This window comes from Streptomyces sp. NPDC002104 (assembly GCF_053593795.1).
Genome location: NZ_JBSFDF010000035.1, coordinates 68,242 through 91,617, shown reverse-complemented (window position 1 = coordinate 91,617; position 23,376 = coordinate 68,242). Strand labels below are relative to the sequence as shown.

General features: G+C 71.1%; 20 protein-coding genes. 13 read left to right on the top strand and 7 right to left on the bottom strand.

All coding sequences use genetic code 11. From position 1 onward, the window contains the following. From ACWCP2_RS26325 to ACWCP2_RS26275, 11 genes are all read left to right on the top strand, one after another. A partial coding sequence (locus tag ACWCP2_RS26325; protein ID WP_450911056.1) for an integrase core domain-containing protein occupies positions 1 to 100 on the top strand: 100 nt, incomplete at its 5' end. Positions 101 to 314: 214 nt separating this feature from the next. Continuing rightward, the gene (locus ACWCP2_RS26320; protein ID WP_450911047.1) at positions 315 to 2,501 is read left to right on the top strand and encodes an FG-GAP repeat domain-containing protein; all 2,187 of its coding nucleotides are present in this window, start codon (positions 315 to 317) and stop codon (positions 2,499 to 2,501) included. A gap of 262 nt (positions 2,502 to 2,763) precedes the next feature. Next, positions 2,764 to 5,034: a formate C-acetyltransferase gene (gene pflB, locus ACWCP2_RS26315; protein ID WP_450911046.1), complete on the top strand. Its 2,271-nt coding sequence runs from the start codon at positions 2,764 to 2,766 to the stop codon at positions 5,032 to 5,034. A 110-nt stretch (positions 5,035 to 5,144) separates the two neighbouring features. Beyond that, positions 5,145 to 6,002, top strand: a complete 858-nt coding sequence (pflA, locus tag ACWCP2_RS26310) for a pyruvate formate-lyase-activating protein (RefSeq protein WP_450911045.1) — start codon at positions 5,145 to 5,147, stop codon at positions 6,000 to 6,002. A 104-nt stretch (positions 6,003 to 6,106) separates the two neighbouring features. Continuing rightward, the gene (locus tag ACWCP2_RS26305) at positions 6,107 to 7,201 is read left to right on the top strand and encodes an MFS transporter (RefSeq protein WP_450911044.1); all 1,095 of its coding nucleotides are present in this window, start codon (positions 6,107 to 6,109) and stop codon (positions 7,199 to 7,201) included. Further along, on the top strand, positions 7,198 to 9,534 hold the full coding sequence (locus ACWCP2_RS26300; protein WP_450911043.1) for a molybdopterin oxidoreductase family protein: 2,337 nt from the start codon (positions 7,198 to 7,200) through the stop codon (positions 9,532 to 9,534). The genes ACWCP2_RS26305 and ACWCP2_RS26300 overlap by 4 nt, the downstream gene beginning before the upstream one ends. Positions 9,535 to 9,540: 6 nt before the next feature. Beyond that, on the top strand, positions 9,541 to 10,140 hold the full coding sequence (locus ACWCP2_RS26295) for a 4Fe-4S dicluster domain-containing protein (RefSeq protein ID WP_243335392.1): 600 nt from the start codon (positions 9,541 to 9,543) through the stop codon (positions 10,138 to 10,140). Continuing rightward, a complete protein-coding gene (locus tag ACWCP2_RS26290) occupies positions 10,137 to 10,820 on the top strand; it encodes a QcrA and Rieske domain-containing protein (RefSeq protein WP_450911042.1) in 684 nt (227 codons plus the stop codon). Before ACWCP2_RS26295 ends, ACWCP2_RS26290 begins: the two co-directional genes overlap by 4 nt. Then, positions 10,817 to 11,221, top strand: coding sequence for a hypothetical protein (locus ACWCP2_RS26285; RefSeq protein WP_450911041.1), 405 nt, complete (start codon positions 10,817 to 10,819; stop codon positions 11,219 to 11,221). Before ACWCP2_RS26290 ends, ACWCP2_RS26285 begins: the two co-directional genes overlap by 4 nt. 2 nt (positions 11,222 to 11,223) lie before the next feature. Then, positions 11,224 to 12,651, top strand: a complete 1,428-nt coding sequence (locus ACWCP2_RS26280; RefSeq protein ID WP_450911040.1) for a NarK family nitrate/nitrite MFS transporter — start codon at positions 11,224 to 11,226, stop codon at positions 12,649 to 12,651. A gap of 37 nt (positions 12,652 to 12,688) precedes the next feature. Then, positions 12,689 to 12,904: a hypothetical protein gene (locus tag ACWCP2_RS26275; protein ID WP_450911039.1), complete on the top strand. Its 216-nt coding sequence runs from the start codon at positions 12,689 to 12,691 to the stop codon at positions 12,902 to 12,904. A gap of 13 nt (positions 12,905 to 12,917) precedes the next feature. Here ACWCP2_RS26275 and mscL read toward each other — a convergent pair whose 3' ends face one another. The 4 genes from mscL to ACWCP2_RS26255 all read right to left on the bottom strand — a co-directional run bounded on the left by mscL (position 12,918) and on the right by ACWCP2_RS26255 (position 15,769). Then, positions 12,918 to 13,445, bottom strand: coding sequence for a large conductance mechanosensitive channel protein MscL (gene mscL, locus ACWCP2_RS26270; protein ID WP_450911038.1), 528 nt, complete (start codon positions 13,443 to 13,445; stop codon positions 12,918 to 12,920). Between the two features lie 120 nt (positions 13,446 to 13,565). Further along, the gene (locus ACWCP2_RS26265) at positions 13,566 to 14,150 is read right to left on the bottom strand and encodes a hypothetical protein (protein WP_450911037.1); all 585 of its coding nucleotides are present in this window, start codon (positions 14,148 to 14,150) and stop codon (positions 13,566 to 13,568) included. A gap of 151 nt (positions 14,151 to 14,301) precedes the next feature. Then, entirely contained in the window at positions 14,302 to 15,066 is a 765-nt protein-coding gene (gene pyrF, locus ACWCP2_RS26260) for an orotidine-5'-phosphate decarboxylase (RefSeq protein ID WP_450911036.1), read from the bottom strand. A gap of 184 nt (positions 15,067 to 15,250) precedes the next feature. Continuing rightward, positions 15,251 to 15,769 carry a hypothetical protein gene (locus ACWCP2_RS26255; RefSeq protein ID WP_450911035.1) on the bottom strand — a complete coding sequence of 173 codons (519 nt, stop codon included), beginning with the start codon at positions 15,767 to 15,769 and terminating at the stop codon, positions 15,251 to 15,253. 730 nt (positions 15,770 to 16,499) lie between these two features. Between ACWCP2_RS26255 and ACWCP2_RS26250 the strand changes: the two genes are divergently transcribed. Both ACWCP2_RS26250 and ACWCP2_RS26245 read left to right on the top strand, forming a co-directional pair. After that, positions 16,500 to 18,056, top strand: a complete 1,557-nt coding sequence (locus ACWCP2_RS26250; RefSeq protein ID WP_450911034.1) for a hypothetical protein — start codon at positions 16,500 to 16,502, stop codon at positions 18,054 to 18,056. Positions 18,057 to 18,249: 193 nt separating this feature from the next. Further along, the gene (locus ACWCP2_RS26245) at positions 18,250 to 20,238 is read left to right on the top strand and encodes a hypothetical protein (protein WP_450911033.1); all 1,989 of its coding nucleotides are present in this window, start codon (positions 18,250 to 18,252) and stop codon (positions 20,236 to 20,238) included. Positions 20,239 to 20,320: 82 nt separating this feature from the next. Here the strand turns inward: ACWCP2_RS26245 and ACWCP2_RS26240 are convergent, their stop codons facing one another. The 3 genes from ACWCP2_RS26240 to ACWCP2_RS26230 form a co-directional block, all read right to left on the bottom strand. After that, on the bottom strand, positions 20,321 to 21,154 hold the full coding sequence (locus ACWCP2_RS26240) for an S-methyl-5'-thioadenosine phosphorylase (RefSeq protein WP_450911032.1): 834 nt from the start codon (positions 21,152 to 21,154) through the stop codon (positions 20,321 to 20,323). Positions 21,155 to 21,252: 98 nt separating this feature from the next. Then, positions 21,253 to 21,573, bottom strand: a complete 321-nt coding sequence (locus tag ACWCP2_RS26235; RefSeq protein ID WP_450911031.1) for an FmdB family zinc ribbon protein — start codon at positions 21,571 to 21,573, stop codon at positions 21,253 to 21,255. A 67-nt stretch (positions 21,574 to 21,640) separates the two neighbouring features. Further along, positions 21,641 to 22,990, bottom strand: a complete 1,350-nt coding sequence (locus tag ACWCP2_RS26230) for an MFS transporter (RefSeq protein ID WP_450911030.1) — start codon at positions 22,988 to 22,990, stop codon at positions 21,641 to 21,643. Positions 22,991 to 23,376 lie beyond the last annotated feature (386 nt).

The following is a 23,376-nucleotide window of genomic DNA, read 5'->3' as shown; positions in this document are numbered from 1 at the left end:
CGACTGGATCGACTGGTACAACTACCACCGACCCCACACCGGCATCCAAAGCCAAACACCCGCCAGCCGCGTCACCAACCTGCCCGGACAACACAGCTAGGCCGTCGCCTCTGGACGGCCGGCCCGGGCGGGGTACGGGGCGCTGCGCGAGCGGCGTCCCCGCACCCCACCCGGGCTTTCCCGTGCCCGGGCCCCGTCCCCGCGGGCTTCGTCGGCGCCGGAGGCTCATATACGCTGCGGCAGCTGGCTCATTCACGATGATCCTTAAGCCCGGGGGGGCTCTCAGCATGGTTCTGCACGTTCGTCATGCCCGCATGCGCTTCGGCCTCGCGCTGACACCCGTACTCTCGCTGGCGCTCGCCGCGCCGGCCTTCGCCGCGCCGGTGGCGGCCGATCCCGATCCCGCGCCGGCGATGGCTCCGGCCGCGCCCGCCGCGTCGCCCGCGCCGCTGGGCCGGTGGGGGGCGGCCGCGGAGCTCCCCGGGATCGCGGGAGCGGTCCTGGAGATGAAATCGGCCAAGGACGGCACCGTCGTGGCCACCCTGGCCCAGCCCGTCGCCGAGGGTTACCGGACCGTGGCCTCCGTACGCCCGGCGGGCGGCACGAAGTGGCTGCCCGCCGTGCCGGTGGCCGGTACCGCGCTCACCACCCTCGGGGACGGCTCCGTCGCGACGCAGTGGACCGAGAAGACGGCTGACGGCACGGCCCTGGTGATCCGTTACGCCCGGCTCCTGCCCGGCGCCACGGCCTTCTCGGAGCCGGAGACCATCGCCACGGTCCAGGCGGCCCACGGCGTGGTCCTCGCGGCCAACGCCTCCGGACGGCTCGCCGCCGCCTGGATGGACGGCGACCGGAGGCTGACCGTCTCCGAGCGTCCGGCAGCGGGCGCCGCCTGGTCCGCCCCGGCCGTGCTCGACCAGCTGCCGGAGCCCATCCACCGCCCGGACAACGACTACGACTACCACCTGACGGACCTGCGGCTCGCTGTCGCGAAGGACGGCGCCGCGATGGTGATCTGGGGCGGCAACTCCCAGTACGACGGCGACGGCGTCGACCCGGACCCGACCGCCTGGAAGTGGCACTACAAGGTGCTGGAGCGGGCCGCCGGCTCCGCCTCCTGGTCGCAGCCCGCCGACCTGCCGCAGCTCGGCGAACGGCCGCAGGGCCTCGTGCTCGCCGAGCACCCCAAGGGCGGCTTCCACTGGTTCACGTACGCGCACTACGCCCACAAGCCGGCGGGCGCCACGGCCTGGAGTCCGGTCGAGGCCGCGGGCGGCCTGGGCGCGACGTCCAGCACGCAGATGACGGCGCTGCCGAACGGCGACCTGATGGTGATCGGCACGTCCGGCTACCTGCTGCGGTCGGCGACCACCGGGAAGTGGACGGTCCCGCAGCGGCTCCCGGCCCGGTTGGCCGGCCCCCTGAAGGGCTCGCTGCGCGCCACGCAGGCCGGGAACGGCTCGGTCGTCGTCACCTGGGCCGAGGCACGGCCGGGCGGCACGGGAGTCGCCGACGTGAAGACCTCCACCTACGCGGGCGGCAGCTGGTCGGCGCCGAAGGTCGTCGGCACGGGCGTCTCGCCGGCGACGGCGGTGGCAGCCGACGACCGCGGCCGGCCCGTCGCGCTGTGGAGCACGCGGTCGACCGTCGACGGCGGGACCGCCTACCGGACCTTCACCGCGACGACGGCCGCCGCCCGCCCGCTGCCCGCGTGGCGGGACTACGACGACGACGGCAAGCCCGAACTGCTCGCCAACAGCACCGACGCCTATGCGAGCGCCACCAAGACCTACTCCGTCGGCGCCACCGGTCTGGTGCAGGGACTGCGGGTCGACTGGGCCGTGCCGCCGAAGGCGCAGCCCACGCAGTTCCTGCCGTTCGGCGACCTGGACGGGGACCGCTGCAACGACATGGTCGTCCGCCTCGCCACCGGTGAGGTCCGGATGTACACCCCGGTCTGCGGCGGGCTGCCCTCGGAGGGATCCGCGTACAAGAAGATCTCCTCGGACTGGAAGCTGTACGACAGCCTCGTCTCGACCGGCGACCTCACCGGCGACGGCAAGGCCGACCTGCTCGCCCGGTCCTCCGCCAGCGGGTACCTGTACCTGTACGCGAACGACGGCAACGGCGGCTTCGCCCCCCGCGTCAAGGTCGGCGGCGGCTGGAACACGTACAAGAAGCTGATCGGTACGGGCGACCTCAACGGTGACGGCAAGGCCGACATCCTGGCCCTCGACGGCTCCGGCGCGCTCTGGCGCTACGACGGCACCGGGAAGGCCTCCGGCGTCTTCAAGCCGCGCACGCTCGTCTTCAAGGACTGGGGCGGCACCTACGCGGACGTCGTCGGCGCGGGCGATCTGACCGGCGACGGCAAGGCCGACCTCGTCTCCCGCGACACGACGGGCCGCGCCTGGCTCAACGCGGGCACCGGCACCGGCGGCTTCGCCAACCGCAAGCAGCTCGGCACCACCTCGGCGCTGAAGTACTACCGCCCCTTCTGACGCTCCGCCTCCGCTTCCGCGCCCGCCGCCCGGTCTCCGACCAGGCGGCGGGCGCCCCTTCCGCAGAATCTTGTGAAAGTTTTCACAAGCGCACGAGGGACCTTTGACCTGCTCAAAGTGCCAGGTCAGCGGTCCTGGGAGACCCTTGTGTCTGGGGATCAGGGGACTTTCGGGCCCCAGCTCAGGACCAACGCGGCGCCAAATGATCGATCAAAAGGCGTGCAATGGATGCAAGCAATGAGGCGATCGGAAGGTGCGGGCGATGACTGCCACCCCTGCGGAAACCACGAAGAACGGCGAAGCCTGGAACGGCTTCAAGGGCGGTCTGTGGCGCGACGCCATCGACGTCCGCGACTTCATCCAGCAGAACTACACGCCGTACGAGGGCGACGACACCTTCCTCGCCGGTCCCACCGAGCGCACCACCGCCGTGTGGAAGGCCATCACGGACAAGTTCCCGGAGGAGCGCGAGAAGGGCGTCTACGACGTCGCGTACGACATCCCGTCGTCGATCACCGCGCACGCCCCCGGCTACATCGACCGCGACAAGGACCTGATCGTCGGCCTCCAGACGGACGCCCCGCTCAAGCGCGCGATCATGCCCTACGGCGGCTGGCGCATGGTCGCCGGCGCGCTGGAGACCTACGGCTACCCGGTCTCCGACGACCTGGAGAAGGTCTTCACGGAGTACCGCAAGACCCACAACGCCGGTGTCTTCGACGCGTACACCCCCGACATCCGCGCCGCCCGCAAGGCCGGCATCGTGACCGGCCTGCCGGACGCGTACGGCCGCGGCCGCATCATCGGCGACTACCGCCGCGTGTCGCTGTACGGCATCGACCGCCTCATCGCCGTCAAGAAGGAGGAGAAGGAGGAGATCAACTCCCTCCCCGCGGGCAACCGCTCGCTGGAGGAGACGATCCGCCTGCGCGAGGAGCTCTCCGAGCAGATCCGCGCCCTCGCCGAGCTCAAGGCGATGGCCGCCTCCTACGGCTACGACATCTCCGGCCCGGCCACCACCGGCCGCGAGGCCATCCAGTGGCTGTACTTCGCGTACCTGGCCGCCGTGAAGGAGCAGAACGGCGCGGCCATGTCGCTCGGCCGCACCTCCACCTTCATCGACGTCTACCTCCAGCGCGACATCGAGGCCGGCATCCTCACCGAGGAGCAGGCCCAGGAGCTGGTCGACGACTTCATCATCAAGCTCCGCATCGTGCGCTTCCTGCGCACCCCGGAGTACGACGAGCTCTTCTCCGGCGACCCCACCTGGGTCACCGAGTCGATCGCCGGCATGGGCGAGGACGGCCGTCCGCTGGTCACCAAGACCTCGTTCCGCTACCTCCACACCCTGTACAACCTGGGCCCGGCCCCCGAGCCGAACATGACCGTCTTCTGGTCCCCCCAGCTGCCCCAGGGCTTCAAGGAGTTCTGCGCCCGGGTCTCCATCGACACCTCCTCGGTGCAGTACGAGTCCGACGAGCTGATGCGCCCGCGCTTCGGCGACGACACCGCCATCGCCTGCTGCGTCTCGGCCATGCCGGTCGGCAAGCAGATGCAGTACTTCGGCGCCCGCGTGAACGTCGCCAAGACCCTGCTCTACGCGATCAACGGCGGCCGCGACGAGAAGTCCGGCGCCCAGGTCGGCCCGTCCACCGGCGCCCTCACCTCCGAGGTGCTGGACTACGACGAGGTCATGGCGAAGTTCGACGAGCAGATGGAATGGCTCGCCGACACCTACGTCCACGCCCTGAACGTCATCCACTACATGCACGACAAGTACGCCTACGAGCGCATCGAGATGGCGCTCCACGACCGCGACGTGCGCCGCACCATGGCCTGCGGCATCGCCGGCCTCTCGGTCGCCGCCGACTCGCTGGCCGCCATCAAGTACGCCAAGGTCACCGCCGTGCGCGACGAGACCGGCCTCGCCACCGACTACACCATCGAGGGCGACTACCCGGCCTACGGCAACAACGACGACCGTGTCGACTCGATCGCCGTCTGGCTGGTCGAGGAGTTCATGAAGAAGATCCGCAAGCACCCGACGTACCGCGGTGCCGAGCACACCCAGTCGGTGCTGACCATCACCTCGAACGTGGTCTACGGCAAGAAGACCGGCAACACGCCGGACGGACGCCGCGCCGGCGAGCCGTTCTCCCCGGGCGCCAACCCGATGAACGGCCGCGACACCCACGGCTACGTCACCTCGGCGCTGTCGGTCGCCAAGCTCCCCTACGAGGACGCCGAGGACGGCATCTCGCTGACCAACACCGTCACCCCCGACGGCCTGGGCCGCACCCCCGAGGAGCGGATCAAGAACCTGGCGGGCGTCCTCGACGGCTACATGGCGGTCGACGGCTTCCACATGAACGTGAACGTGCTCAACCGCGACACGCTCATGGACGCCATGGAGCACCCGGAGAACTACCCGCAGCTGACCATCCGCGTCAGCGGGTACGCGGTGAACTTCGTCCGCCTCACGCGCGCTCAGCAGCTCGACGTGCTGAACCGCACCTTCCACGGCTCTCTCTGATCCCTCAGGGAGACCCACGAGCACGCGCGGCCCGGGGCCGGCCCTCGCCCGGCCCCGGGACCGCGCGTCACCAGATCAGTCCACGGAATCTGGAAGCTGGAGCACCTGCCATGACCGTCCTCTTCGGTACGAGCCTCCCCGTCGGCCACGCCAACGCGATCAGCGTGGGCCCCGGCCAGCTCAGCGCCGGCCAGCTCAGCGCCGGCCAGACGCCGGCCGCCGCCGCGACGCAGCGGCCGAGCGAGGGCACGGTGCACTCCTGGGACCTGTCCACCGGGGTCGACGGCCCCGGGACCCGGTTCGTGACCTTCCTGTCCGGCTGCCCGCTGACCTGCCTGTACTGCCACAACCCCGACACCATGCGGATGCGCAACGGCAAGCGCACCTCGGCCGACGACGTCATCGCCGAGGCCCGCAAGTACACCAAGTTCATCTCCGCCTCCGGGGGCGGCGCCACCATCTCCGGCGGCGAACCGCTGCTCCAGCCCGTCTTCGCGGGCGAACTGCTGCACCGGATGAAGAACGACCTCGGGCTGCACACCGCGCTCGACACCTCCGGCTTCCTCGGCGCCCGCGCCACCGACGCGCTGCTGCGCGATGTGGACCTGGTCCTGCTCGACATCAAGTCCTGGGACCGGGACACGTACAAGAAGGTGACCGGCCGCCCGCTGGAGCCGACCCTGGAGTTCGCCCGCCGCCTCGCCGGCCTCGGCAAGGAGGTGCACCTGCGGTTCGTGCTGGTGCCGGGGCTGACCGACGCCCGGGAGAACATCGAGGGAGTCGCCGCCTTCGCCGGCGGCCTCGACAACATCTCGCGGGTCGACGTCCTGCCCTTCCACAAGCTGGGCGAGAGCAAGTGGGAGGCGCTCGACATGAAGTTCACCCTCCACGACACGCCGTCGCCGACCGCCGCACAGGTCGCCGAGGCGAAGGCGATCTTCGCGGAGCAGGGGCTGAACGCGGTCTGAGTGGTGCGGACCCTCCGCGGGTCCCCTCGCACCCTCACTCGAACGGCGCACCCGTAAGCTCCGCATAACGGGCCGAATCGGTACATACCACCTAGCGTGGTGCTGTGTCCGAGCCCTCAGATGTCATCGACGCCGCGCCGCCCCCACCGGCGCCCGAGACCCCGCCGCCGGCCGAGAGGTCCGTCACCGCACGGGCCACTCTGGCCGGCACCGTCGTCTCGCTCCTGCTCATCCTCGCGATCGTGCTCGGCAGCCGGCTGCTCCGGGACTTCGACTCGGCCCTGCTGCCGTACGCGGTCGCCACGGTGTTCCTGGCCTTCGGCGTGGCCTACCGGTACACCGTGTGGGTCTCGGCCCCCGGCGCGCGGCGCCTGTTCAAGAAGGGCATCGGCAGCTTCTGGTCGGCGGAGAACTTCCGCAAGGCGCCCACCGCCCTGCCGAAGATGATCGCCACCTACCTCGGCTTCCAGAAGTTCCTCGGCGCCCGCTCGCGCCCCCGCTGGATCGCCCACCAGCTGATGTTCTGGGGCTGTCTCCTCGCCGCGGCCATCACCTTCCCGCTGACCTGGGGCTGGTTCACCTTCACCGCGGACAGCGGCGCGGGCCCCGGCTACGACATGCGGATCTGGGGCGTCAAGGTCCTCGGATTCAACGCGCTCAGCTTCCTGGGCTGGCTGATGTTCCACGGCCTGGACATCGCCGCCGTCCTCGTCATCCCCGGCGCCTCGTACTTCCTGTACCGGCGTATGAAGGACCGCGGCGCCATGACGGGCCAGCGCTTCGCCTACGACCTGCTGCCGCTGATCTGCCTGATCGTCATCTCGGTGACGGGCCTGCTGCTGACCTTCTCCTCGATCTTCCTGCACGGCGGCGGATACGAGTTCCTCGCGATCCTGCACATGGTGTCGGTGGTGTTCACCCTCATCTACATCCCGTTCGGGAAGTTCTTCCACATCGTCCAGCGCCCGGCCGCCGTCGGCATGCAGCTCTTCAAGTACACGGCCCGCCAGGACGACCAGGTCTTCCTCTGCAAGCGCTGCGCGGAGCCCATCGACACCGCGCCCTACGTGGAGAACCTGCGCGGCACGATGAAGGACCTGAAGCTCGACTTCGACGCCTGGGCCGAGTACTGCCCGCGCTGCAAGCGGGTCCTGCGCGGCAACGCCTACCTGACCCACGTCAAGAAGGGCTTCAAGTGACCGCGACCGACCCGGACAGGGCCGCGGCCCGGCCCGCACCCGTGCCCGTCTCCATCGACCCGTCCATCGCCCCGCCCGGCACCCGCAACTTCCGCGACGCCGGAGGCATCCCCGCCGACCAGTGGCACGCCGACCAGAACGGCGAAACCCTGGTCCCCACCCACTGCTGCTTCTGCGGGGTGCAGTGCGGGATGTACCTGCGCGTGGACAAGGGCGGCAAGGTCTTCGGCGTGGAGCCCCGCAACCACGACATCAACCGGATGCGGCTGTGCCCCAAGGGCATCAACGCCTACCAGCAGGTCAACCACCCCGACCGGCTGACCGCTCCGCTGATGCGGCGCTCCCGGGACGAGGAGTTCAAGGAGTGCTCCTGGGACGAGGCGCTGGACTTCACCGTCTCGGAGATCCGGCGCATCCAGGAGGCCCACGGCAACGACGCCTTCGGGCTGCTCGGCGGAGCCAGCCTGTTCTCCGAGAAGACCTACCTGGTCGGCAAGTTCGCCCGGGTCGCGCTGAAGACCAAGCACGTCGACTACAACGGCCGCCTGTGCATGGTCAGCGCCGCCGGAGCCAACAAGCTCGCCTTCGGCATCGACCGGGCCGGCAACCCCTTCTCCGACATCCTCCTCTCCGACTGCCTGCTCATCGCCGGGTCGAACGTGGGGGAGTGCTTCCCCGTGATGACCCAGTACCTGTGGGGCGCTCGGGACCGCGGCGCCTCGCTGATCGTGATCGACCCGCGCGAGACGGCCATCGCCCGCACCGCCGACATCCACGTCGCGCTCAAGCCGGGCACCGACTCGGCCTTCTTCAACGCCGTACTGAACGTGGTCATCGCCGAGGGCCTCACCGACGAGGCCTACATCGCCGCGCACACCACCAGCTGGGAAGAAGTCAAGAAGACCGTCGCCGCATACCCTCCCTCCCGCTCCGCGGAGATCTGCGGGGTGCCCGCCTCGCAGATCGTCCAGGTGGCGCGGGTCTTCGCCGGCGCGGACAGGGCCATGGCCTGGCACGCCCGCGGCATCGAGCACCACTCCCAGGGCGTCGAGAACTGCCTGTCCGTGATCAACCTGTGCGTGGCCACCGGACACATCGGCAAGCCCGGCGCCGGCTACGGCACCATCACCGGTCAGGGCAACGGCCAGGGCGGCCGCGAGCACGGCCAGAAGTCCGACCTGCTGCCCGGCGGCCGCTCCATCACCAACCCGGAGCACCGCAGGCAGATCTGCCAGATCTGGGGCATCGAGGAGTCCGAGCTCCCCACCGCCGGCACCTCCATGATGGAGATGGTCTGGCAGATGCAGCGCAAGGAGATCCGCGGCCTCATCGGCATCTGCAACAACCCCTTCGTCTCCCTCCCCAACTACGCGGTGGTCAAGGACGGCTACGACACCGCCGAGTTCCACGCCCAGTTCGACTTCTTCCTCTCCGAGACCGCGGCCAACGCCCACGTGGTCTTCCCCGTCACCACCTGGGCCGAGGACGAGGGCGTGATGGCCAACGCCGAGGCCCGCGTGGTCAAGCACAACAAGGCCCAGGAACCCCCCGCCGGGGTGCGCACCGACACCTGGGTCATCTGCGAGCTCGCCAGACGGCTCGGAGCCGGGAAGCACTTCGAGTTCCCCGGCTCCCGCGAGGTGTTCGAGGAACTGCGCGTCGCCTCCGCCGGCACGGTCAACGACTACTACGGCATCACCTACGACCGCCTCGACGAGACCGGCGGGATCGCCTGGCCCTGCCCCTCCACCGAGCACCCGGGCACCCCCCGGCTCTTCGAGGACGGCCGGACCTACCACCCCGACGGCAAGATCCACCTGCAGGTCGTGGAATGGCATCCGCCCATGGACGCCTACACCGAGGAGTACCCCCTCTCCCTCACCACCGGCCGCACCGTCGCGCACTTCCTCTCCGGCAACCAGACCCGGCGCCTCGGCGCCCTCGTCGAGCAGACCCCCCGCCCCTGGGTGGAGGTCCATCCCTCGCACGGCTTCCGCAACGGCGACCCGGTCCGGGTGGTCACCCGTCGCGGCAGCGAGGTGTTCCCGGCCCTGGTCACCGAGGCGATCCGCCCCGACACCGTCTTCATCCCGTACCACTGGCCCGTTCCGACGTCCGCGAACGCCCTGACCATCGACGCCCTCGACCCCCGCTCGAAGATCCCCGAGTACAAGGTCTGCGCCGCCCGGATCGAGGCCGCCGAGCGGGTCGACGAGGTGCCCGCCCCGCCCACCGCGCCGGGTCACGAGGCCTATCCGGAGACCCAGGTCTCCCGCACCGACCCCCTGCCGCCCACGTCCCCCCAGGGCCGTGGCACGGCGGAGAGGAGCTGACCCGCCATGATGGGCCGCACGATCTTCATCGACCCGGGTCGCTGCATCGGCTGCCAGGCGTGCGTCTCGGCCTGCCGCGAGTGCGATTCGCACCGCGGGAAGTCGATGATCCACCTGGACTACACCGAACCCGGCATGTCCGTCGCCTCCCTTCCCAGCGTCTGCATGCACTGCGAGGACCCGGTCGCACCCTGCGCCGAGGTCTGTCCCGCCGACGCGATCCTGGTGACCGCCGACGGGGTGGTCCAGCAGGCCGACACCACCCGCTGCATCGGCTGCTCCAACTGCGTCAACGCCTGCCCCTTCGGCATCCCGAAGATCGACCTCCAGGCGAAGCTGCAGATGAAGTGCAACCTCTGCTACGACCGCACCGCCTACGGCCTCGCCCCGATGTGCGCGACCGTCTGCCCGACCGGGGCCCTCTTCTACGGAACCCTCGAAGAGCTCCAGGCGGAACGCCCCGGGGTCCAGGTGGCCGACTCCTTCGTCTTCGGCGACGTCGTCGTCCAGACCGGCGTGGCCATGGTCGTCCCTGCCGACAAGGTCCAGTGGCCCGTCCCCGGCGGCCTGCCCGTCGTCGAGATCAACGGAAGGGACGTCCGATGAGCGTCACCGAACAGCCCCCTCCGCACCCAGGGCACCGGGGCGACGGGCCCGCGGACGACGGAGCGGCCGCCGACGCCGCGGTCGCGCAGCTGCGCGACCGGATCAGCGCCGACTCCCTCACCACCCGCCGTGACTACCTGCGGATCGTCGCCACCGTCTCCGGAGGCCTGGCCATCGGCGGTGTCGGCGTCGCCGCCGGCATCCTGCACCGGCACGGCGACAACGAGGGCCTGCCCGCCCCGAAGAAGGTCGCCGACCTGCTGCCCCCCGGCCAGTCCGTGGCCTTCCGGTTCCCCGGCGAGGACGACCGGGCCCTGGCCGTGCGCCTCGGGGACGGCTCCCTCGTGGGCTACTCCGCCGTCTGCACCCACCTGGCCTGCGGGGTGCTGTGGCGCGAGGACCGGGGCCCCGACGGGGAGCTGTACTGCCCCTGCCACGAGGGTGTCTTCGACGCCCGCACCGGCGAGGTGACGGCCGGTCCGCCGCCGCGCCCGCTGCCGAAGATCTACCTGACCGAGCAGGCCGACGGCAGCGTCTGGGCCGTCGCCACCGCCCGGTCGGGGGAGCAGGCCAAGGACGCGCTCTGCCGGCAGTTCGGCGACTCCCACCCGGCGGAGTCCGCCCGCCTGGGCTGCCCCGGCGCGGCCCGGGCGGGCACCACCGAGAGGAGGCCCACATGAGCGAGACCCCGGCGCCGCCCCCGCTGCCGCCCCCGCCCCCGCCCCCGCTGCCACCGCGCCCGGAGTACCACCCGGGCAGTGCCCAGCCGCGGCTCAACCGGCCGGTGCGCGAACGGTATCCGCAGATCCGCTCCACCAGCGGGTACGGGGACCCCCGGATCCGGCACACGGGTCCGGGACCCGGAGCCGGCACCGAGCAGGAGCCCGAGCGCTCCTCCCGCCTCAACGCGCGCCTCGCCCTGGCCCTGACCGTCGTGATCGGCCAGCTCTGGGCGCTCACCGTGACCGTCAACGAGTGGATGAAGGGAAACACCGGCACGGCCTGGTGGGGGGCGGGATTCCTGATCCTGTCCTTCCTCGTCGTGATCGGACTGTGGCTCCTCGACCCGAAGGACCGATGACCATGTCGATGCCCACGCCGACCTCGTCGGCACCCCGCAGCCACCGTGCCGAGAGCTACAAGCCCGGGGCCACCATCGCCGACTGGCGGCCCGAGGACGAGGGCTTCTGGAACTCCAAGGGCCACCGGGTCGCCCAGCGCAACCTGTGGGTCTCGATCCCGGCCCTGATGCTCGGCTTCGTGGTCTGGCAAGTCTGGTCGGTGACCGTGGTCAGGCTGAACGACGTCGGCTTCGGCTTCTCGAAGTCGCAGCTGTTCTGGCTGACCGCCATCCCCGGCATCACCGGCGGCACCTTCCGGATCCTGTACACCTTCATCGGGCCGATGTTCGGCGAGCGGAAGTTCACCGCCTTCAGCACGATCATCCTGATCGCACCGATGCTGTGGCTGGGCTTCGCGCTCCAGGACACCGGCACCCCCTACTGGGAGCTGGCGCTGATCGCGGCCGTCTGCGGCATCGGCGGCGCCAACTTCGCCTCCTCGATGGCGAACATCGGCTTCTTCTTCCCCAAGAGGGAGAAGGGCAGTGCCAACGGCCTCAACGGCGGCCTCGGCAACCTCGGCGTGAGCGTGGTCCAGCTGGTCGCCCCACTGGTGGTCACCGCGGCCGTCCTGGGCGCCCCGGCCGGCGGACCCCAGCACGACGCGAAGAAGAACACCGACGTCTGGCTGCAGAACGGCGCCTTCCTCTGGGTGCCGCTGCTGGTCATCATGGCGCTGGCCGCCTGGTTCCTGATGAACGACCTGAAGGTGGCCGCGGCCCCCTTCAGCCAGCAGAAGATCATCTTCAAGCGCAAGCACAACTGGCTGATGACCTGGCTCTACGTCGGCACCTTCGGCTCCTTCATCGGCTTCGCGGCCGCCCTGCCGCTGCTGATCAAGAACAACTTCGAGGGGCAGGGCTACCAGGCCACCACCTACGCCTGGATCGGCCCGTTCATCGGGGCCCTCACGCGCTGGGGCGGTGGCTGGCTCTCGGACAAGATCGGCGGAGCCAGGGTCACCATCCTGTCCTTCATCGGCATGGCGGCGGCCCTCGTCGTGGTGATCTTCGCGCTGCCGTCCGGTGGCCAGGAGGGCGACTTCTGGCCCTTCTACATCGGCTTCCTGGTGGCCTTCGCCTTCTCCGGCCTGGGCAACGGCTCGACCTTCCGGCAGATCCCGGTGATCTTCCGGGACAGCCACATGAAGCAGGCCGAGGGCAAGGGTCCCGAGGCGCAGGCCGCGGCGCTCAAGCAGTCGGAGATGGAGTCGGGCGCCGTCACCGGCTTCTCCTCGGCCATCGCGGCCTACGGGTTCTTCTTCATCCCCGCGATGTTCGCGGCCATGGCCGTCACCAACGCACTGTGGATCTTCATCGGCTTCTACGCCACATGCCTGGTGGTCTGCTACTGGTTCTACGCCCGCAAGGGCGCCGAGGCCCCGAGCTGAGCGGGGCCGGTGGCGGGGGCGGCCGTACCCTGGAGGCATGAGCGACGCCCCCGCCACCGACCCGCAGTCCCCGAAGACCGGCCCGGATTCCCGGCCGAAGGCCCGGCCGAAGCCGCGACTGGACTTCGGCGACCCGCTGGACCAGCAGTCCTCGGACGACACCGACCGCGGCTGGGGCGAACGGCCGCCCGCCGGCGGAAGCGCGGCCGACCTGGCCCGCTTCCTCGACGAGAAGCCTCCGCACCACGTCTGAGCGAAGGTCCCGGCTAGAGCCGGGGCCCGGGGTCGCCGTACGGGCCGGGCTGGGCCCCGCCGTTCCCACCGTTCCCGCTGTTCGCGCCGCGCTGGGCCACCAGGGTGTCGCGGATCTCCTTGAGGACCTCGAGCTCGGTGATCTCGATGGTCTCCTGGACGCCTTCCTTCGCCTTGCGGCGCGCCTCCTGCCGGGCGAGGTACTTCGACATCGGCAGCACCATGAGGAAGTACACGACCGCCGCGGTGATCAGGAAGGTCAGCGCCGCGTTGAGCACCGAGCCCCACAGGAGCTCCACGCCCGTCGGCTTGCCGTCCGCGCCGACTCCGCAGGGGTCCTTGATGCAGCTCTTGTAGGCGTCCAGACTCTGGGTGCCGACGAGGCCGATCACCGGGCTGATCAAGCCCTTCACGACCGAGTTCACGATGTTCGTGAACGCGGCGCCGATGACCACGGCCACCGCCAGGTCGACCACGTTGCCGCGCATCAGGAAGGCCTTGAAGCCCGCCAGCACGCTCACCTTCTTCTTCTCGCTCACCACTGAGCCCTTCTTCGTATCTGCCGAACATGGAGCCAACGGTTCCGAAAGCTACGGCAGTTTGGGTGAGCCGTGTCCAATCGACCCTCACCCCACGGTGACTTGACCGCACCTTCGTACGATTCAACACAACGTCACCGCCAGCCGGGACACGGTCCCCGCCCCCACGAGGGCCCGCGCGGTGTCCCGGGGCACGGACAGCACCACCAGTGCCCCGCCGTCCCCCACACCCTGCTCCGGCGCGGGCACTTCGGTGACCCGGGCCCCCGCCGCCACCACCCGGGGCGGCCCGCCGCGCTCCGCGGCGACCACGTCCACCCGGTCCCCGGGCCGCAGCAGCCGCACCGTGGCCGCGTCCGCGATGCGCACCGGAGCCGACACGAGCCGTACCGCCGCCGGTGGCGGCTGCGCCGCGGGTGGGGAGGACCCGCGCGAGGCCCGCGCCTCGGTGCCGCCCACCGCCAGCACGGCCGCCACGACGGCCAGCCCGGCCGCGGCCCCGCGCCGCCGGCGCCGCACGGCCCTGCGCAGCCGGTCCCCGGCCCGCCCCACACGGAGCGGGGCGAAGAGGGGAACGGAGCGCGCGGGGGGACACGCGGCGGAGGAGGCGGAGGAGGGATGCAGGGGGACGGGGGAGGGGCGCACCGGGGTGTGGACGTGGGGTGCGGAGAGGGAGGACACCGAGGGGACGCGGGAGTTCGCGGTCATGAAGGCCACCACCAGACGGGGATCCGAAGCCCGGACCCAGTGCCCGGACACCCCACACGATCCGCCGTCCCGCCGGATCCCGCCCGGACCTGTGGACCGTCCCCAGCTTGTGGATATCCCCGTCACCCGCAGGAGCGACCGGGGCAGGCAGCTACCCGGGCAGCCCCGCCCCGATCCGGCGCAGCGCCCCCACCGGGTCCGCGGCCCGGGTCACCGACCGCCCCACCACGACGTGCGAGGCCCCGGCCGCGAAGGCCGCCCACGGGGTGCCGGCGCGCGCATGCCCGCCCGTCCCCGCATCCGTCCCCCCAACCGGCTCCCCGCCCGTCCCCGCACCCGGCTCCCCGCCCGGCAGCGTCACTCCCGGCAGCGTCACGCCCGGCGTGACGATCAGCCGGTCCGGTCCCAGCAGCTCCCGCAGCGGCCCGGCCTCCCGGGGCGATCCGACGACCCCGTCGCATCCGGCCCGCGCCGCCAGCCGGGCCAGCCGCAGCACCTGCTCGTCGGTGCCCGCGCCGATCCCGATGGCGGCGAGGTCGCTCCCGGTCATGCTCGTGACCACCGTCAGCGCGAGCACCCGTAGCCCGGGGAACTCCCGCGCCGCTTCCACGGCGGCCGCCATGATGCCCGTACCGCCCATCGAGTGCACGGTCACCACGGACGCGCCCAGGGCGCCCGCGGCGCGGACGGCGCCGGCCACGGAGTTCGGGATCTCGAAGAGCTTCAGGTCGAGGAAGACCTCGTGGCCCTGATCGACGAGCCCGCGCACGAGGTCCGGTCCGGCGGCGGTCAGCAGCTCCAGCCCGACCTTGTAGAAGCCGCAGGCGCCACCGAGGCGCGCCACGACGGCCTCGGCGGCGCGGCGGTCGTCGAAGTCGAGGGCGACGATGACCCGGGGGTCGGCGGCGGTGTTCACCCCGTCAGTGTGCGCGGCGGCGCCCGGAGGGAATCCGGCGGGGCGTCCGCCGGGTTCCGGCGAGCCCGGGCGAGGCGGGGAGGCGCGGGGCGCCGGGACACGGAAGCGGGTGGCGGGTCGAGGTTCCGGCCCGCCACCCTCCGGCCCTTGCGGCCGGCCGTGCGCCCTCAGGCGAGGACCGGCGCTACCAGGTGAAGTTCGAAGCCTGCGCGCTGGTCGCGGTGCAGTAGATGCTCGGAACGCCCGGCGGGGTGATCGAGACGGTGAAGTTGGCCGCGCCGGGAGCCCCGGCCAGCGGCGCGAGGTTGGTCGTGTTGCCCGCGACCAGGGTGCCCGTGGTGAGTGGGAGCGGGCCGACGGTGACGGAACCGCCCGCGACCATGGGCGGGTTGATGGTGCCGGAGAACTGCGTGGTTCCGGCGACGCCGTTCTTCGTGACCTTGATGACGGTCGCGATGGTGTTGGCCCCGATCGGGGCCGTGCCCGCGGGCACCTTGATCGCGGTCGACGCGAGCTTGAGCTTCTTGACGCCGCCCGAGTCGGTGGCGGTGAGGGTCACGCTGCCGCTTCCCCAGGTGGCGCAGTTGAAGGTGGCGGTCGTGGTGGCCGGGGCGACGGCGTAGGCGCTGGTCGACAGGGCGACCGAAGCCGCTAAGGCGGCCGCGCCGACCGTTGCGACGGCGGCGATCTTGAGACGGGACATGGTGGTGCTCCTTTCGAGGACCTGGCGGACATGAGGGGTGTCGCAGGAACGCGGGCGCGCCGGAGCGGAAGCGTGCCGCTTGGTGACGGGAATTCCCGGGAGAACGGCGTCCGGGGGCTCGCAGGCGCCCGGCTTGACGGTGCCCCGGTGTGGCTGGATCCAGTATCCCGAATTGCAGTGAAGCCGCGCTTTCGGGTGGCAGTCAAGCGGTTTCATGAAATTCTTTTTGATTACGGAGGCGAGTCGGCGGTGTAAAGCGCGTGTGTCTCCCCGCTCCCGGTTGACGTTGCGGGCGGCTGCGTACATTCCACCTGACGTACCGTCAACTTGGCTATTCCCTTCTCTGCCGCACTGCGCAACGCTGTCGCTCCGAGTGGCCCGGCGCGCATCGGCCACCCCGGACCGTATGCGTTGTGATCAGGTCGGACAGCTGCCCGGGTGGGCTGTATCAAAAGGGGAGTGGGCGTTACAGAGTCACGCTTCCACTTCCCGGGCATTTCCTTGTCCATTTCGGCACACCGTAGGCATTCCGTGTGATGGATGCGGAAATGGCCGACAGGTAAACCGCTCGCAGCCGGCCGCTCGGACCGCCGGCTGGCTCATCCGCGAGCAGGCCGGAACTCCTAATCGGGAATGAGGAGATCAGGTGTTCTTCCAGCGAAGTCCGGTGGCCCGGAGATCAGCGCTGTTGGCGGGGGGTGCGACCACCGCCCTCGCTCTGGCGGGGGCAGTGCTGGCGCCCACGGCGCAGGCGGGAACGATCCACCCCACCGTGCACTGCGTCCTGCCCGCCGGCCAGGGCGATCCCTCCGGCCCCCAGGACATCACCGTCGAGCTCACTCCGGCCACGGTGCAGCCCGGCGGCAAGGTGCACGCCAAGGTCACTCTCGGGGCCGGCCCGGCGACCAGCCCGTTCAAGCTCGACGACGTACCGTCCACCCCCTCGATCGATCTCGTGATGTCGGGCGGGGCCACGGGCAAGGTGACCGTGCAGGGGCCCACGGTTCCGGTGGACGTCCCGGCGGCGCCCGCCCCGATCGTAATCCCGCCCTACGAGGGCGACTTCTTCGTCCCGGCGAGCGCCTCCGGGCCGATCCAGTTCACCCCCGTCAAGATGAACACGGCCACCGTGGTCTTCGGCGGCAACTACAACACCCCCTGCGAGGTCGTCAGCGGCGGCGGCGTGGTCGCCACGGTCACCGCGCAGGGCGGCGGCGGCGCGGAGGCGACGGTCTCGGCCCCGGCCGGTCCCGTGAAGCCGAGCACCTCCGTGACCCTGTCGGGCGCCGGGTGGACCCCGGGCGCCACCGCGACCCCGACCCTGTGCGACGCGGGCGGCGGTGGATGCGACGCGACGAAGCTGACCGGCGGTTCGCTGAGCATCGACGCCACGGGCGCACTCGGCGGCAGCATCACCCTCGCCGACTCCTGGACGATCGCCGATGGTTCGTACTCCGTCCAGGTGAGCGACGGTACGAAGCAGGCGAGGGCTCCGCTGCAGGTGAAGGCGTACGTCCCCGCCGGCCCGTACGAGCTGAGGGCCTACCCGGACCGGGGGCCGGTGGGCACGGTCATCACGGTGTCGGGCAAGAACTACCACCAGGACCAGCAGCTCAACGTGGTCGCGCTGGATGCCGCGGGCAACACGCTCGACGACACGGCGGTCTATCCGAGCACGACCACCGACGGCACGTTCACCACCGAGTTCACCATCAGTGACCCGGCCATCGCCTTCATCCACACCGACGAGGGCGGCGTGGAGGGCACCGACACCAAGGTCCCCTTCACCGTCACCACCGGCGGCGAACCGGGCGGAGGCAGCACCGGCACGCAGAAGTTCACCTTCTCCGTCACCCCCGGCCCGCTCTCGATGAGCCAGGCCGGCGGGGAAGTGAACTTCGGGACCGTCCAACTGGACGGTTCGAGCCACGACGTCCCCGGCGCCCTCAACCCGATCCAGGTGTCGGACGCCAGGGGTGGCACCGCCGGCTGGTCGCTGACCGGCACGCTCAGCGACTTCACCGCCGCCGGCGGCGGCACGGCCGTGATCCCGGCCGGTGCCGTGAGCTGGACCCCGTCCTGCTCGGCGCACGCCGACGCGATCGGCACACCGCGCGCGGGAGCGTCCGGTGCCCTCGGAGCCACCCCGGCCGGCCTCTGCGAGGTTCAGGCGGGCGGCAGCGTGGTCGGCGGCGTCTTCGACGCCTCCGCCGGGCTGAAGCTCCACGTCCCGGCGGTCGTGCCCGGCGGGAACTACGCGGCGACGCTCACGCTCTCGCTGTCCTGAGCCGGGCCGGGCCGGGCCCCGGGCGCACGCCCGACCGGGCCCGCCGCAAACGCACCAAGCACCACGCACCACCGGGCCGGGCCTCCGCGCACCCGCGCGGGGTCCCGGCCCGCACCACCCCACGCCCCCACCAGCGCACACCCCGCACCCCGCACCCCACCAGCCCACACCCCCACCGACAAAGGGAGACCGGATGCTCTCGCACCGAAGACTGCCGCGGCGCACGCCGCTGGTCACGGGCGGTATCGCCCTGATCCTGGCCGCGGGCGGTCTGGCCCTCGCCCCCGTGGCCCAGGCCGGCACCGTCAGCCCCACCGTGCACTGTTCCCTGCCCGCCGGGCAGGGCGAGGCCACCGGTCCGCAGAGCATGACCGTCGACCTGACCACCACGAGCGTCCCGCCGGGCGGCAAGGTCCACGCGAAGGTCACCCTCGGCGTCAGCCCGGCGAAGAGCACCACCAATCTCAGCAACATCCCGACCACCCCGGCGATCGACCTGGCACTGTCCGGCGGGGCCACGGGCACGGTCACCATCCAGGGGCCGACGGTCAACCTCGACTACACCAGCGGCCAGGCCGTCGTCCTGCCGCCGTTCGAAGGCGACTTCTTCCTTCCGGCCACCGCGTCGGGTGCGGTCAACCTGACCCCCCTGCGGACCCGGACCACCACCGTGGTCTTCGGCGGCACCTACCAGACCCCCTGCGACGTGACCGCCGGCGGCGGGACCGTGGCGACGGTGACCGCGCAGGGCGGCGGGAGCACGGAGGCCACGGTGACGGCACCGGCGGGCTCGGTGAAGCCGAGTACGTCCGTACCCCTGGCCGGCGGCGGCTGGACCCCGGGCGCCACGGCGACCCCGACCCTCTGCGACGCGGCGGGCGGCAACTGCGACGCGGCCTTGATCGCGTCGAGCAGCCTGGCCATCGACGCCTCGGGCGGACTGAGCGGCAGCATCGCGCTCGCGAGTTCCTGGACGCTCCCCGACGGCTCCTACTCCGTCCAGGTGAGCGACGGTACGAGGCAGGCGAAGGCTCCGCTGCAGGTGAAGGCGTACGTCCCCGCCGGCCCGTACGAGCTGACCCCGAGTCCCGACCACGGTCCCGTCGGCTCCGTGATCACGGTGTCGGGGAGGAACTACCACCAGGACCAGCAGCTCAACGTGGTCGCGCTGGACGCCGCGGGCAACACGCTCGACGACACGGCGGTCTATCCGAGCACGACCACCGACGGCACGTTCAGCACCGAGTTCACCATCAGTGACCCGGCCATCGCCTTCATCCACACCGACGAAGGCGCCGTGGCCGGCACCGAGACCGACGTGCCCTTCACCGTCACCACGAGCCCCGTCACCCTCGCCACCGGCGCGGCCACGGTGAAGCCGGGGGCCACGGTCTCCCTCTCGGGCACCGGCTGGCCCGCCGGCGCCGCCGCCTCGGCCGCCCTGTGCGCGGCGGACGGCACCGGCTGCGACCCGGCGAAGATCGCGACGGCGAAGCTGGGCGTCAGCGCTTCCGGGGCCCTCTCCGGTACGGTCACGCTCGCCTCCTCGGCGGGCGAGGGGGCCTACCAGGTGCAGGTGACCTCCGGCGGCCTGCACGTCACGGCCCCGCTCACGGTGGCGAAGACGTACATCACGCTCTCCCCGTCCACCGGCCCGACCGGAACGAAGGTCACCGTCGTGGGCCAGGGGTTCGCCCCGGTCAGCACCGTCCAGATCGACGGGCTGAAGGCGGACGGAGCCAAGACCGGGGACGGTTACAAGACCAAGGTGGTCGGCCTCGACGGCAGTTTCTCCCAGACCTTCACGGTCAACGACCCCACCACCGTCGCCCTCCAGGCGCGGGAGTGGCTCGTGAACGGCAAGAAGGCACTGGCCCGGTTCACCGTCGGCGGCACACCGCCGCCGCCCGCGCCCTCCTACGCCCTGTCTCCCGACAGCGGTCCCGTGGGCACCGTCGTGCAGGTCACCGGGCGCAGCTTCGCCCCGGTGGCGACGGTCGTGGTGAGCGGCCGCAAGGCGGACGGGTCGAAGACCTCCGACGCCTGTGTCACCAGGATGATCGGTCTGGACGGCACGTTCGCGCTGAACTTCACCGTGAAGGACCCGGCCACCACCTCGATCATGGCCTCCGAGGTGCTGGTCAACGGCAAGGTGATCAAGACCCGGTTCACCGTGCGCTAGCGGCAGGCCCGCGAACCGAAACCGCCCCGTCCGGCGCCGCGAAGGCGCCGGACGGGGCGGGCGTGCACACCGGCGCCGTCGACTACGGCAGCTCGATGCCCAGGTCCCAGCCGTCGTGGGCGTGGGTGCACAGGCAGGCGCGGGTCTCCGTCGGGGGCAGGGCGGCCACCGCGTCGAAGAGGACCTCGCGCAGGCGGCCGACGTTCTCGCCGAACACCTTGAGGACCTCGGTGTGGGAGACCCCGTCGCCCGTCTCCGCGCCCGCGTCCAGGTCCGTGACCAGCGCGATCGAGGTGTAGCAGAGCCCCAGCTCGCGTGCGAGGACCGCCTCGGGGTGGCCCGTCATGCCGACCACCGACCAGCCGGCCGCCGCGTGCCACTGCGATTCGGCGCGGGTCGAGAAGCGGGGCCCCTCGATGACGACCATGGTGCCGCCGTCGACCGGCTCCCAGTCGCGGCCGCGCGCCGCCGCCAGTGCCACCGAGCGGCCGACCGGGCAGTAGGGGTCGGCGAAGGTGGTGTGCACGACGTTGGGGACCGAGCCGTCGGGGAGCGGCTCACCGTCGAAGAAGGTCTGGGCGCGGGACTTCGTACGGTCGACCAGCTGGTCGGGGACGAGGAGGGTGCCCGGGCCGTACTCGGAGCGCAGGCCGCCGACGGCGCAGGGGCCGAGGACCTGGCGGACGCCCACGGAACGCAGGGCCCACAGGTTGGCCCGGTAGTTGATCTTGTTCGGGGGGACGGTGTGGCTGCGGCCGTGCCGGGGCACGAAGGCCACGGTCCGGCCGGCGAGCTCGCCGAGGTAGAGGGAGTCGCTCGGGGGTCCGTAAGGCGTCTCCACCTGGACCTCCGTGACGTCCTCCAGGAAGGAGTAGAAGCCCGATCCGCCGATGACACCGATCTCTGCATTCGCCATGCGGCCACCCTAACGGGGCATGCCGAAGGCCCCGCCGTCGGTGGGGACGGGCAGGGCCTCGGATGAAGCTGTGTCGGCTGCTGGAGCCTTGGAGCGCGTCAGGCGGCGGACGTGCTCGACGACGACGAGGAGGTCGAGGTCGAGGACGAAGACGCCGTCGAGGACGAGGACGCGGCCGGGGTGGCGGCAGTCCCACCGGTGGCCGTCGCGGGCTTCGAGGCAGGCGTGCTGCTCGACGAAGCGCCACGGCTGTCGTTCCGGTAGAAACCGGAGCCCTTGAAGACGATGCCGACCGCGGAGAACACCTTCTTCAGGCGTCCGTCACAGCTCGGGCACACGGTCAGTGCGTCATCGGTGAACTTCTGCACGGCCTCAAGGCCCTCACCGCACTCGGTGCACTGGTACTGGTAGGTCGGCACGAATTTCCTCCTGGCACTCTCACTCAATGAGTGCTAACGACGCTCCATGGTGACGTATTCCGGCGGATCAGTCCACCGTCACCGGCACGCGGTGACCCAGACCACGCTCGTTCACACCCGCGGCGGGCGCCGCGGAGGTGGTCTGAGCGGTCTGGGCGGTCGGCTTGGACGAGCTGACGATCCGGCTCGGGGCCTTCGGGGCCAGCTTCGCACGCAGGACCAGCAGGATGGCCAGAGCCAGGGCGGTGGCCACCATCGGCACGAGGAACCCGTACGAGGACCCGTGCGCGTCCGTCAGACGGCCGGCCAGGGTCACGGCGCCGGCCTGCCCGAAGGCGACGCCGCCGGTGAGCCAGGTGAAGGCCTCGGTCCGCGAGGTGGCCGGGACCAGCTGCTCGATCATGGTGTAGCCGGTGATCAGCGCCGGGGCGATGCACAGACCGACGACCAGGCCCAGCGCGCCCAGCAGGATCATCGAGTTCGCGGCCCACAGGACCGAGGCGGCCGCGGTGAGGCCGATGTAGCCGAGGATCAGGCGGCGGCGCGGGCCGATCTTCCAGGCGATGGCGCCGCAGGCGATGCCGGCGATCATGTTGCCCGCGGCGAAGACACCGTAGAGCAGACCGTTGGCGCCCGGGTTGCCGATCTCCTCGGAGAAGGCGGCGAGCGAGACCTGCATGCCGCCGAAGACGGCGCCGATGCCGATGAAGGCGACGATCAGGACGCGCAGGCCGTGGAACGACAGGGCCGGAGCGTGCTTCTCACCGTGCGCCGGACGGGCGACGGGCTTGGGCTGCGTGCCGCGCTGCGCGGCGAAGAGCAGGCCGCCGATCAGGGTCAGCGCGGCCTCGGTGACCAGACCGGCCGCCGGGTTGATGCCGGTGCACAGCGCGGTGGCGAGCACCGGGCCGACGACGAAGGTGAACTCGTCGGTGACGGACTCGAACGCGGCGGCCGTGGGCAGCAGCGGGGAGCCTTCGAGCTTGGCCGCCCAGCGGGACCGGACCATGGGTCCGACCTGCGGGACGGATGCACCGGCGGGGACGGCCGCCAGTGCGAGCGCCCAGACGGGCGCACCCAGCAGCGCGAACGCCACCAGGGAGCTGACGGCGGTGGCGTGGACGAGGGCCACCGGGACCAGCACGGCGCTCTGGCCGTGGCGGTCGATGAGCTTGCCCATGACCGGGGCGAACACGGCCATGGAGATACCGGTGAAGGCGGCGACGATGCCGGCGCTTCCGTAGGAACCGGTGGTGTGCTGGACCAGCAGCAGGATGCTGATCGTCAGCATGCCGAAGGGGAGTCGCGCGGCGAATCCCGGGAGAACGAAGCCGAGGGCGCCGGGCGTGCGCAGGAGCTGCCCGTAGCCGGGTCGGGTGGACTTGGCGGACTTGTCGGTCGTGACCGCGGATGTCACGGCCTGGCCTTTCCGCTGCCTGGTAGAACTCCCCGTCTGCGGACGATGCGCCGCCTTGTGAGCGATCGCACCCGTACATGTGGGAGCCCCGAGAGCTGTCCTCTTGCGCAAAACCGAGTGATACCTGGGCGCCCACTGCGGGAGGGAGCCGCGGCCGCTTTGCGGTCGCGCCAGCTCTGCGTCAGGCAGAGTTGGTTCGATGTGTTGTTCCTTAATCGTACAGGCAGATCGGCCGATACGCCCTGTGATTCGGGCTACAGGGCGTGTCTTCACCTGCGATTAACTGGAACTTCGCATTCAAGCCCCGTCTAAACAGGGGTGAATGCGGACAGAAGGCCTTGAAAATACCGAATTAGAGCGCCGCTCTAACCCCTGCTACGGCCCCT